Source organism: Methanococcoides mangrovi (assembly GCF_052057775.1).
Lineage (GTDB): Archaea > Halobacteriota > Methanosarcinia > Methanosarcinales > Methanosarcinaceae > Methanococcoides.
In genome coordinates this window covers 1,242,571-1,254,476 of the sequence record NZ_CP195121.1, presented here as the reverse complement: position 1 = coordinate 1,254,476, position 11,906 = coordinate 1,242,571, and the positions used below count along the sequence as shown (strand labels likewise).

The 11,906-nt window shown below is 41.5% G+C and carries 13 protein-coding genes; 7 read left to right on the top strand and 6 right to left on the bottom strand.

All coding sequences use genetic code 11. From position 1 onward, the window contains the following. Window positions 1-219: 219 nt before the first annotated feature. A complete protein-coding gene (locus ACR3I3_RS06475; RefSeq protein ID WP_440951457.1) occupies window positions 220-999 on the bottom strand; it encodes a helix-turn-helix transcriptional regulator in 780 nt (259 codons plus the stop codon). A gap of 70 nt (window positions 1,000-1,069) precedes the next feature. Next, entirely contained in the window at window positions 1,070-1,864 is a 795-nt protein-coding gene (locus tag ACR3I3_RS06470; protein ID WP_440953765.1) for a helix-turn-helix transcriptional regulator, read from the bottom strand. Window positions 1,865-2,372: 508 nt separating this feature from the next. On the opposite strand from ACR3I3_RS06470, the gene ACR3I3_RS06465 reads away from it, so the two are divergent. From ACR3I3_RS06465 to ACR3I3_RS06450, 4 genes are all read left to right on the top strand, one after another. After that, window positions 2,373-3,746, top strand: a complete 1,374-nt coding sequence (locus tag ACR3I3_RS06465; RefSeq protein ID WP_440951456.1) for a monomethylamine:corrinoid methyltransferase — start codon at window positions 2,373-2,375, stop codon at window positions 3,744-3,746. A gap of 583 nt (window positions 3,747-4,329) precedes the next feature. Beyond that, the gene (locus ACR3I3_RS06460) at window positions 4,330-4,719 is read left to right on the top strand and encodes a tripartite tricarboxylate transporter permease (RefSeq protein ID WP_440953764.1); all 390 of its coding nucleotides are present in this window, start codon (window positions 4,330-4,332) and stop codon (window positions 4,717-4,719) included. A 103-nt stretch (window positions 4,720-4,822) separates the two neighbouring features. Next, window positions 4,823-4,984, top strand: a complete 162-nt coding sequence (locus tag ACR3I3_RS06455; protein ID WP_440951455.1) for an ATP-binding protein — start codon at window positions 4,823-4,825, stop codon at window positions 4,982-4,984. Between the two features lie 472 nt (window positions 4,985-5,456). Further along, on the top strand, window positions 5,457-5,819 hold the full coding sequence (locus tag ACR3I3_RS06450) for a class II SORL domain-containing protein (RefSeq protein ID WP_440951454.1): 363 nt from the start codon (window positions 5,457-5,459) through the stop codon (window positions 5,817-5,819). A 131-nt stretch (window positions 5,820-5,950) separates the two neighbouring features. Here ACR3I3_RS06450 and ACR3I3_RS06445 read toward each other — a convergent pair whose 3' ends face one another. Then, a complete protein-coding gene (locus ACR3I3_RS06445) occupies window positions 5,951-6,562 on the bottom strand; it encodes a 4Fe-4S binding protein (RefSeq protein WP_440951453.1) in 612 nt (203 codons plus the stop codon). A 176-nt stretch (window positions 6,563-6,738) separates the two neighbouring features. Here ACR3I3_RS06445 and ACR3I3_RS06440 point away from each other — a divergent pair, with 176 nt between their 5' ends. Then, window positions 6,739-7,299, top strand: coding sequence for a YbhB/YbcL family Raf kinase inhibitor-like protein (locus ACR3I3_RS06440; protein ID WP_440951452.1), 561 nt, complete (start codon window positions 6,739-6,741; stop codon window positions 7,297-7,299). An 18-nt stretch (window positions 7,300-7,317) separates the two neighbouring features. On the opposite strand, the gene ACR3I3_RS06435 is transcribed toward ACR3I3_RS06440, so the two are convergent. Then, a complete protein-coding gene (locus tag ACR3I3_RS06435) occupies window positions 7,318-7,680 on the bottom strand; it encodes a cupin domain-containing protein (RefSeq protein ID WP_440951451.1) in 363 nt (120 codons plus the stop codon). Next, window positions 7,667-8,443 (bottom strand): nucleotide-binding protein, encoded by a 777-nt coding sequence (locus ACR3I3_RS06430; protein ID WP_440951450.1) that lies wholly within the window; start codon window positions 8,441-8,443, stop codon window positions 7,667-7,669. The genes ACR3I3_RS06435 and ACR3I3_RS06430 overlap by 14 nt, the downstream gene beginning before the upstream one ends. 167 nt (window positions 8,444-8,610) lie before the next feature. Between ACR3I3_RS06430 and ACR3I3_RS06425 the strand changes: the two genes are divergently transcribed. Together ACR3I3_RS06425 and aroC are read left to right on the top strand one after the other, a co-directional pair. Next, window positions 8,611-9,480 (top strand): cation diffusion facilitator family transporter, encoded by an 870-nt coding sequence (locus ACR3I3_RS06425; RefSeq protein ID WP_440951449.1) that lies wholly within the window; start codon window positions 8,611-8,613, stop codon window positions 9,478-9,480. A gap of 27 nt (window positions 9,481-9,507) precedes the next feature. Next, the gene (gene aroC, locus ACR3I3_RS06420; RefSeq protein WP_440951448.1) at window positions 9,508-10,605 is read left to right on the top strand and encodes a chorismate synthase; all 1,098 of its coding nucleotides are present in this window, start codon (window positions 9,508-9,510) and stop codon (window positions 10,603-10,605) included. 143 nt (window positions 10,606-10,748) lie between these two features. On the opposite strand, the gene ACR3I3_RS06415 is transcribed toward aroC, so the two are convergent. After that, window positions 10,749-11,906 carry an LL-diaminopimelate aminotransferase gene (locus tag ACR3I3_RS06415; protein ID WP_440951447.1) on the bottom strand — a complete coding sequence of 386 codons (1,158 nt, stop codon included), beginning with the start codon at window positions 11,904-11,906 and terminating at the stop codon, window positions 10,749-10,751.

The window sequence follows — 11,906 nt, the reverse complement described above, 5'->3', positions numbered from 1 at the left end:
CATCTCTTAATCTAGGACTTGTCTATGCTATACTAAGGGTGGTAATTCCCAGGACTTTTGTATGGCGAGTTATAGAAAAAGCTAGTACCATAATGTGTAGCATGACATTGATCACTATTTCATGCTCATTCTCTACATATCCGGAATGTATCGGATGCAGTAAAATTAGTCTTTAGAATCTATCTACTATCTAAATGGGAAACTGGGAGAGTTTATCTGTTAGATTTCAGTAAGGGGATGTGATATATTCTTGTAGTGCAGAAAAAGTTCTTTTCCCCAGTTGAGGGCATTTTCGTTGTAACTTACGATTTCCATATAGTCGTATTTATCAGTTTCATTGAAAAAAATCGTCGCCATTGTAGTGTCAGAAAGCATAATTTGAGGGGGCTTGAGGTCCTTTTCGAATACCTGTATAGATACATTTTCTAATTCTAGTAGTATGCTTAATTCTTCATATGCTATTTGCTTTATTTTTTCAAGATATTCTTTTGTTACCAATAATGATATTTTAGATCCCATTTCCGCAAATAATAGAAGCAATTTTGGGGCAGTTGGTTCGACTATGGTTAGGAGAATTTCCAATGATTTTAAATTTTGGCAGTTATTTAGATAATTTTTAAGAGGCTCGAACATTTCATTAACATTTAGTTTAACCACATTACAATCACTTAGCTCTCCAATTTTTTCTGTGAGTTCTTCCGGAACTATATCCAAATTGCGACTTCTCCAATACAAAATATCTTTTTCAAAAACAGTTAGCGTATTCAATAAAGGAAGCGTAGCTTCAACCATGATCTTCCCGATATTCGATAGCTGATATGAGTTGTCATCCTGCACTATGAATTCTTCTTCCTTTAATTCTCTGATGGGATGCTTTAACAACACTTGATCAATATTTAATGAGGCTTTTATTTCTTTATTTGTCCTGGCTCCGTCTCGTAGTGATATTAGTATGTCTCTTCTTTTTTTTGAAGTCATCAGAACATCGGCTATTGACATCTGGATTTGCTCCCTGCATGATCAGTTCTTGTTGAAGTAGTCCCATATCTTCAGTTCTTTTTTTGAAACTTTAAAATTCACTTATACTTTTTGAAGTGTTCATGTAATGGGTAAATAGTTCCTTAGTCCAATTTATAGCACTTACATCAATACTAATAATTTCCTTGCTGCTATATGTTCCATTCCTCGTGAAAAATCCAAGATATGCAAAATTATCCAGTACACTTATCATTGGTCTTTTCTTTTCATCATCGCAAACAAAAATACCAATTTTTATTGAACCCATCAGTTTTTTCATTTCTGTTGGATATTCTATTTTCAACATTTCAAATACCGATTGTGGAAAAATTAATGATAGTTTTTTTCCTTTTTCCAGTAGATCTAAACAATCCATTGGGAATTGAGGAATCAAGTAAGGCACTAGTTGCATTATATTTTTCGTTCTGTTCAAATTTTCTTTAAATTGCAATGGAGGCTCGAAAATATTTTCCATTTCATATTCATGAAACGTATAATTATTTAATTCACCTATTCTTCTATACAAATGAGGTGGGACTGAACTTAAGTCGGCGTTTTGCCAATAATTCGTGTCCAGCTCTATCATCTTCTCGGTATTTAGTAAATCTTCCATCTTTTTGGAAATTATTTTCCCAATGTTTGATAAACGATATAATCCGTTTTCCTCAATTAATATTTCTTGCTTCTTCAATTTTTTAATTTCAGGAACTATTGAACGAGATGAAAAATTAAAAAAAGACTTAATTTCTTCAATATCTCTTGGACCATCTTTTAAATATTGAATTAATTTCTTTCTTTTCTCAGAAAGCCATATGGTATCGAGTAATGATGATTGCATAATGATCATGTATGGCAATTAAGTCTGTGTAGGATCCATTAATTAAAACCACTTGCTTCTACATATATTTTGTTTGTTATGCTGTCCCAGCTAGCTTAAAAAAAGCAGTTGTTTTGTATTATAAATCTATTCTTAAAATGAAGTCATTGTGGATACGATTTTGGAATTGTTTTGTGGGGCGATAAACACCACCTTCTGGTAGTTTTTATTTTTCGAGCTTGTTTTTGTTGATTTAGGAATCAGGTTCTCAAAAGACAAATAAAGGAAGTTGTAAAGGCGGTGGTGTTATCATCCCTTTTTGCATCTAGGTGCATCTTCTCTCTTTTATGTAATATTATTTAAAACTATCCCAATATTAGAACATTTTATATATCATTACATTAGATATACTTATATACTAGTTTATGAGTTACAGTGGGAATATGTCCCTCAGATTAGTTTCATCATCCATTAAAAGAACTGAGGTTTACCTCTTGATCATTAAAAAACAAAATTTAATTTATACTAGGAGCGACAAATGACGTACAGTAACATGTATCTATTAACTAAGGATATGCTCAACTCAGCTCCTAAAAGAACTAAAAGTGAACACGATTTGTTTCTTTATGAAACTTCTTTGGAACTAGTTGATTCGTATGACATATTTTATGACGGCAATGAACTTATCAGTCAGGACTTTGGGATGGCCGATCGGGTCTACCATGCTGCTACAGAACTTCTGGAAAGGGTAGGCGTTCATTTTAACGATAAAGATATTGTTCTTGAAATTTCTAAAGAAGATATCGAAAAGCGCCTCCAGTTACAACGTCGTTCCTTCATGATAGGCGAAGATGCTGATCGAATGACATTGAATTTCAGAAATGTTCTCGATGACAAGATGCCCTTTATAATTGGCGGTCCTACTGCCATGCCTCTTTCGGCTGAGATGTACATTCCCATTCACAGATCTTATGCAAAAGTAGATCTCATTGATTCACTTGGTCCCGGCACGATTCACAGTTACCTTGAACCAGGTCTTGTAAAAGAACTTTCAAGTTTCTATTCTGCCCATGAATCTATCAGTTACATGAAACAAGCATGCTCTCTTGAAGGGAGGCCGGGGATATGCTGCCTGCCTCCTCCATTTATTGAAGATGTCTGGAATTCTATATCTATTGCAAACCCAAAGTTCATGAGCATGGGTGATTTCCAAGAGATTTATCCTTTGCCCGATCTCTCCACAAATATGGATGAAATATTAAGAGCGGTTCATTATAAGTTGCTAGGTGTTAATCATCTTTGTACTCATACTTTGGTCATGGGAGGTATGACAAGCATAAGTGCAGAGCAATTTGCTATTCAAGTTGTTGCAGAAGCACTAAAATCAAAAGTATTGTATTCTGGCGTTTTCTTTAAGAATCCAACAAATGTCCATCTCCCAACATCTACTTCATTTGAGACAATGTGGGCATCTTTTATTTCTTCAATTGCCCTCTCCAGAAATACTCGCAGTCAATTCGGTACTGTCATTAGTAACTCAGCAGGCCCATGCACTAAAATGTCATTTTATGAAACTGCAGTGCAGACAATTGGTTATGTAGTATGTGGTGATGATCTTCTTTCAGGTCCAATTCTGAACAATGGTAGCATAGTCGATCATGCTGCAGGCCTGGAATCCCAGTTCATGGCAGAGGTTGCAGAACTTGCAACTACTCTATCAATAGAAGATGCAAATTTCCTTGCTATGGAATTGTTCAATAAGTACAAGAACAAAGTGAAAAAGCCTGATGTTGGTAAAACCTTTAAGGAATGTTATAATCTTACAACCCTTGAACCTACTGCAGAATACCGCACACAACACACGAAGGTGACCAAAGAGATCTATGATCTCATGGTTGGTGGTCTTGCTTAAAAAAGAGAAATACAGGTTTATTCCAGCCTTATTTTTTTTATTAACTTCTTCCTTTTTTTTATCTCAATTATTTCAACTATTTTTTTTATAAGTTGTTTACATTTGTCAGCTTTTGTACATTTCCCCCACACCCCTACATTTTACCTTGAGAAACAGGAACAGAGATTTTTTTATATACTTATAAAAAAAAGGGCTTAAGAATAATATTTTGGATATAGAGATAGTTTCCGAGAAGTTTAGGGAGTTGCCTTTTCCCACTTTACCTATATCCCCGACTTGCTATGCGAGGGGTTGTATTCGAACCTTTTTGTTTAATTATTCCTTAAGAATAAGGGTATGTGTTAACCAAAAGGTTTATACAGCGTGGAATATATGCCGCACCTTTATCGAACTTCAACCAGACAAACTGCCCACATTTGTTCCTGGAAGAGTAACAATTTTATTTATCATATGGACCTTAATATTGTAGTATTGTTTAGAATAATACAAAACTACTGAACAAAAAAGAAGTATGTGTTTTTATTTGTGCAACATACTTTATTTTAATTAAATTCTTTAGAATATCCTATAAACAGCAAACGCGATCTTCGGACTTTTCGCGCTTGCAGTTATAGGGAAAACAAGAAGCGGTGCAATGGTAGCCCTCGAAGAGCTCCTGCAGGTCGCAAGTCTGACACCCCGGGACATGATACTGTTCCTGCTTGTCATTTCCATCACGGCGCTGCTCTCATATTTCTCAACGATATCCATTGGAAACAATATACACAGGATGCTTGCTAAGCTTGATTATTCGATTATCTGTATCTCTGTCCTTCTGGGACTCGCACTGATGAGCCTGCTGTTCACTGGTTTCTTCGGCCTGCTCATCTTTGTGATCGCTATCCCTCTTGGGATGTCAGCATCATTCATGAAGATCAGGAAGTCACATGCCATGGGAGTTATATTATTGCCTGTGATATTGTATTTTTTGTGATCTAAATACCAGGTAAAAAAGTGGATCAGAGTACGCAAGCGAAAGTAGCAGAATTCATCCGGATTGATCAAATATGATACCTTTTTATCAGGTAGATGGTTCATTGACCAGAAAACATGGAGGCACTGGGCTGGGCCTTGTGGTGGCGAAGAAATTTGTAGAGATGCATGGAGGGGAGATCTTGGTCAAAAGTGAAGTTGGAAATGGAAGCACATTCACATTTAAAATTCCAACCAATCCGGAAATTGCAGACAGCAACATCTAATTGTATTAAAAGCAAAGCGAATTTTAATAGCGACTTCTGTTGTTTCCATTTCTTCTCATAAAGTTGTCAATAATCCAGGAATCACAGGCATACCCTGAAACTTCAGGGCCTTTGCTTATGGAGAGAAAGATACCCTGAAAGAACTAACCTCATCCCCATAGTTACTTACAATTTTTCAGTAAAGTTCTGATAAATTATGGCATTACAGATGTTTTTTTAATAGTTATAGATAAATAAAAGGAGTTGTATAGAAATTAAAGAGTTCTTTAAGATACATTCCTCTTAATATACCACGCCAGGTGTACTATTCTTAAAGAGCTCGGCGGGGGTAATCTTTTTCCTCTTTTCTTTACAGATCAATGAAACCCGGACAATAGTAAGCAATATCCCTCACTTCCAAAACAACCACAAAAAGCTTATACGGAGAACAAAGATAGATATTGGACTATAAAATACAAAAGGAGTCGATCATATGAACTTTGGAGAGTTAGTCAAAGGAAAGGACATTGAAGCTGAAAGCGCAATGAAGGAGAAACATGTACCTGCCATCGATATCCTCAAAGGACATGGAGGGAAGGATGCTGACCTTGTAAGGGTCATCGTAGGTAAAGAAACTGCACATCCAAATACCGTTGAGCACCACATTGCATGGGTCGAGCTTTACGGCAAGAAGAGCAGCGGAGAGGTCGTAAACCTCGGCAGGACAAACTTCAGTCCGGGAAACACAAAACCTGATTGCTGGTTCAAGCTTGAGAATATTGACGAATATGCAGCTTTCTGCGCTCTTGGATACTGCAACATCCACGGCCTCTGGGAAAACTGTGTGGAGGTATGATCGGGTTTTATTCCTGATCAACGCTTTTTTTCTTATTTTTTGTTTTTTGATTCTTTTTTCTTGATCCTTTTTCTTAAATCGTATCTTTTCTTTCTGAAATTGAAAAATAAAACTTCATTTAATTGTTCAACTTATTCCACCCGGAGTGCATCCACCGAACACTTTTGAACACACTTCATACAACTGATACAAGCAGTATCTATCACAACTTCCTTTTTTGAAACATCGATCCACATGGGACACACACTGTCACATAGACCACATGAACAACAGAGTGAAGGGTTACGCCTGATCTTCCTGACCTTAACAAGGTTCGTCAGCGAAGAAGCTGCGCCTTCCTTGCAGAAATACCTGCATGCTGCCCTGTCCACGAAGAAGGAAAGAAGTATAGATACAACCATGATAAAGATAAGAACATCTGTTACCACCGAATCCATAATGAGATCATCAATTATACGAAGCTCATGGAGCACCATCGAGATCAGCAGAAAGAGCAATACAACGTAACGGAAATATGATAGTGGTTTATGCATTCTTTTTGATACCAGTGTGTTGTATCTTTTACCAAGGATCCTCTTCCCCATAGATCCGATGATGTTCTGGAACATGCCTCTTGGGCACATCCAGCCGCAATAGACAGGACCGAACAACAGGGCAACAGGAACGGACAGCAGAACGACATAGAAAGTTGACTGAGATCCGAAATCGATGAAGATAGCAAGCCCTACGAGCTGGAGAAACAACCTAAACCTCTCAGTCCTTTCGGTCTTTTGCAACCTATCCATTATATTTCCTTTTGCCCTCAACAGTATTGCTCCGGTAGATCGTTAGGATTTAGTCGAACAATGTAGTTGAAAAATACCTATTCAATATATAATTTATTAAGGATGCAAGAAAATGTGGAATAGGGGTAATTTAAATGAACATCTTTACTAAGATCGTGTCACTGGCTGCAATAATGCTGATCATAACGATCTCCGGCTGCACTGCGACGGATACTGGTCCGGAACCCATACCGGATATAGTTGAGAATGAAGATGAAGGGTCTTTCATGATCTCAACAAGCTCTTTTGAGAACAACGGCAAGATCCCTTCAAAATATACCTGTGAAGGAGACAACATCAATCCGGAACTGGTAACCGATAACCTTCCGGAAGACACCGTAAGTCTTGTGCTTATAGTAGAGGACCCGGATGCGCCTATGGGAACATTCACCCACTGGATAGTCTGGAACATCGAGCCCGGGTCGATCATCGTGGAGGATACGGTTCCGGGAATACAGGGACTTAACGACTTTAAAAAGACAAACTATTCTGGCCCATGCCCGCCTTCAGGAACACACAGATACTTCTTCAGGATATATGCACTTGACACAATGCTTGAACTCGAATCCGGGTCCACAAGAACGACTATTGAAAAGGCGATGATGCAACACGTCATTGCAGAAGGAGAACTTATGGGTACATATTCAAGAGATTAAGCAAGAAAAGAAGGTTTTTCATTCCAGAAGTTCAGTATCCTCATGTGAATATGCAGGTGAACAGCAACACAGGAACTTAAGTTCAATATTCCCTGTGTTTTTGATCTTGTGACCTGCCCCACGATCGATCAATATAGTATCCCCCACACCTACCTTGAACACATCATCGCCCAGGGTCATAAGTCCTGACCCCGCAGTTATATGATAGATCTCCTCTGCTTCATAGTGCCGGTGCTTGAGAGTCTCACATCCCACAGGCACAATTGCTTCTGCAAGGCTCTGCCTTTGGTTGCCACCGCTATTCGGGTGCATCAGTTCACGTATTATCGAGCCGTCCTTTGTGATGAACGGTTCTACCTGTGAATACTCAGCTATCTTCATCCTTGCTGAAGCTCTCGATCATTTCAAGCATCCTGTCCTTGATCTCAACAAAAGCAGAAATGCTTTCTGTGCCTGCATCTATGGGAGACTTGCCTTCAAAATCAGCATTCATGAGATCTGGCGAGAAAGGGATCTCTCCAAGGACCGGAATTCCGAGCTCAGCAAGCTTTGGCTTTACATCAGCAGAAGTACCCTTATTGACAACCGCAGCAAGATGTTTCACACCGATGCCGCCTGCAAGTTCCTTGATGCGCCCGGCAGTCTCGATGGACCTCATACCAGGCTCCACCACAATGATCATAAGATCGATGCCGCGGGTCGTCCCGCGACCGAGGTGCTCGATACCGGCTTCCATGTCCATGATCAGTGCACTGGTATCTTTCAATACAACATGGCGGAGAAGTGCTCTCAGGAATGCAGAAGCAGGACACATGCAGCCGCTTCCTCCACGCTCTACAGTTCCCATGACCAGCATCTTCACACCATCAGGACCGACAACACCGAACTTGTCCACAATATCTTCAACCTTCGGATTGTACTTGAACATACCACCAACCTCGCCGGCACGTTCATCGATCATCTCCTTGTATTCCGTCAGCGGGAGGGGCGGTTCAGCTATACCAAGTGAAGATGCAAGGTTCATATCCGAATCAGCATCAATTGCAAGTACCTCATAGCCGTCCCTTGCAAGCAGCCTTGCCAGGGTTCCGGAAAGGGTGGTCTTGCCAACACCACCTTTACCTGTAACTGCGATCTTTACCATTAATAAAACCTCATTGAAACACCTTTAATGAATATCTGTTCGGGCAACCATCTGTTTATAGTTCTTGTATTGTATTAGTAGCACATATTTGATATAATTATTCAACGTCCCTGAAAGTTTAACATAACTATATATGACCAATCAAAGATATTGATAGGAAGATCACCATGGACGGACGCTCGAAAAAGATACAGCAGATACTTGTAATCATATTGTTCCTGAACCTGATGGTAGCTTTTGTAAAGATAGTCTATGGCACGATCACAAACACGCTCAGCATGAAATCCGACGGCTACCACTCCCTTTTTGATGGAATATCCAATATCGTCGGCATCATTGCTATCTTTGTGGCAGCAAAACCTCCTGACAGGAGCCATCCTTACGGACACCAGAAATTCGAGACCCTTGCATCCATCGTCATTGCGGTACTGATCATCTTCGTGGGCTTCGAGATAATCCACAATTCAATTATGAGGTTCACATCGGAAATACAGCCCACTGTGACGGGGCTGAGCTTTATAGTAATGATAGGTACAATGGCCATAAACCTGCTCGTTACCGAATATGAACGAAGGAAGGGAGAGCAGCTTGACAGTGAGATACTGTTGGCAGATTCGATCCACACCAGAAGTGACATCTTCGTTTCACTTTCAGTACTTGTGGCGCTGGTAGCCATAGAAGCAGGCTACCCCATAATTGACCCTCTCATATCACTTATCATAGCGGCTGTGATCGTCAGGGCCGGTATAGATATAATAATGAAAAGTTCCAACACATTATGTGATGCAGCACAGTTCGAAGAAGACGAGATCTGCTCCCTTGCCTATGAAATAGAAGGAGTGCGCGACTGCCATAAGATCAGGACCAGAGGAAGTAAAGGTAACATACACATCGACCTTCACATAAGAGTACCTCCTGATATGACCGTTTCCGAAGCGCATGCGATCTCACACAAGGTTATTGAAAATCTCAAACAAAAACTGGAAGGTGTGGGCGAAGTACTGGTTCATATCGACCCGTGGAAAGAACAAAAATAAAATAACATCAAACGGAATTAGATTAACATGCCCGGAAATACCTTTGGACACTCGTTCAGGATCACGACCTGGGGAGAATCACATGGAAAAGCATTGGGAGTCACAGTAGACGGCGTTCCCGCAGGACTGCCTCTTGAGCCACAGATGATCCAGAAAGAGCTGGACAGGCGACGTCCCGGCCAGAGCCAGGTTTCCACCCCACGATCTGAATCGGATAGCGTGGAGATCCTTTCAGGTATTTTCGAAGGAAAGACCACCGGCACACCAATTTCCATGATGGTATGGAACAAGGATGCAAGATCCAGTTCTTACGACAACATCAAGGATGTTGCAAGACCGGGACATGCCGACTACCCGTACACGGAAAAGTACGGTCTCCGCGACTACCGTGGTGGAGGACGCTCATCCGCCCGGGAGACCATTGGCAGGGTGGCCGCCGGAGCGATTGCAAAAGAGATACTTGCAAGATCCGGTATCGAGATCGTTGCCCACGTCATAGCTCTCGGCAACGTGAAAGCAAGACCAATGTCCCTTGAAGAGATCAAAGAGAACCTTGAAAGGACACCAGTCAGATGTGCAGACCTTGAAGCTGCAGAGAAGATGCTCAAAGAGGTCGAAGCAGCGCGTGAAGAGCATGACAGCATCGGCGGCATGGTGGAGATCATTGCAACCGGAGTTCCCGCTGGCATCGGTGAACCGGTATTTGACAAACTGGATGCCGATATCGCAAAGGCCATGATGAGCATCGGTGCGGTCAAGGCAGTTGAGATCGGTGCAGGTTTTGAGGCAGCCAATATGAAAGGCAGCCAGATGAACGACCCCTTCTTCATGGAAGATGAGAAGGTAATGACCAGTACCAACAATGCCGGAGGGATACTCGGAGGATTGTCCACAGGCATGCCCATAGTCTGCCGCACTTCTGTCAAGCCGACACCATCAATATCAAGACCGCAGCAAACGGTAGACCTGAAGGAGATGAAGGATACAGAGATCACCATTCAGGGCCGCCACGACCCGACAATACCACCAAGGATGGTACCTGTTGCAGAGGCTATGATGGCACTTGTGCTCGTTGACCATATGATAAGGAGCGGACACATTCATCCAAATTCGCTTTTGAAGTGAAAGGTCTGAAGGGTAAACCATACATATTTTTTACTGACCTTCGGCTTAGCCAGGTCAAAACTAATTAAAAAGAAGAAATGATGCCACCAATATTGGCGGCATTCTCGTTTTTATTAAGTTGGTATGAAATAAAATATCTGACCTTAAATGGTCAGCTTTTCCATTCTTGCAACAGCCTCTTCGAGACGCTCGACAGACTGTGTAAGAGCAAATCTCACATAGCCTTCTCCATATGTACCAAAACCGACACCCGGTGTTGCTACGATGCCTGCTTCTTCGAGGAGGAGCTTGGAGAATCCGATAGAGTCATATCCATCTGGTATTGGAACCCACATGTAGAAGGTTGCCTTTGGTGCCTTTGCATCAAGGCCAATGCTTCTCAATCCCTTAAGGAGGACGTCCCTTCTCTCCTGGTACATGTTGTTCATGTCTGCAACACACTGCTGTGAGCTTGAAAGTGCGGTGATACCTGCCCTCTGGATCGCATCGAATGCACCGGAGTCGATGTTTGACTTTGCCTTTCCGAAACCTGTGATGAGGTTCTTGTTACCAACAGCGAATGCAAGCCTCCATCCGGTCATATTGTAGGTCTTGGACATGGAGTAAAGCTCCATACCAACATCCATTGCACCATCAACACTGAGGAAACTTGGTGCCTGGTAGTCATCATAGACCATCTCAGAGTAAGCATTATCATGAATTACGATAATATCGTTCTCTTTAGCGAACTCAACAACCTCTTCGAAATACTTGACATCAACAGTTGCGGATGTCGGGTTGTTCGGATAGTTCAGGAACATGAGCTTTGCCTTTGCAAGCTTGTCCTTAGGAATTGCCTCAAGGTCAGGAAGGAAGCCGTTCTCCTCAAGAAGAGGCATGATGTAAGGCTCTCCGCCGGCGAACTGTGTTCCGATCTTGTAAACAGGATATGCAGGGTCAGGGACAAGTGCCACATCGCCTGGGTTGATGAATGCAAGAGGGATGTGTGCTACACCTTCCTTTGAACCGATAAGTGTGAGGGTCTCTTTTGCAGCATCAAGCTCAAGACCACGGGTCTCCTTACACCAGTCTGCCACCGCTTCCCTGAACTCCATCATACCTGTGTATGAAGGATACCTGTGGGTTGCAGGATCCCTTACTGCTTCACACATTGCATCAACAATGTGGGATGGGGTTGGCTGGTCAGGATCACCCACACCGAGGTCGATCACATCGACGCCTTTTGATCTCTGGGCGGCTTTTGCTTCATCGATAGCTGCGAATAAATAAGGGGGTAATGCGTTGATTCTGTCTGCGTACAT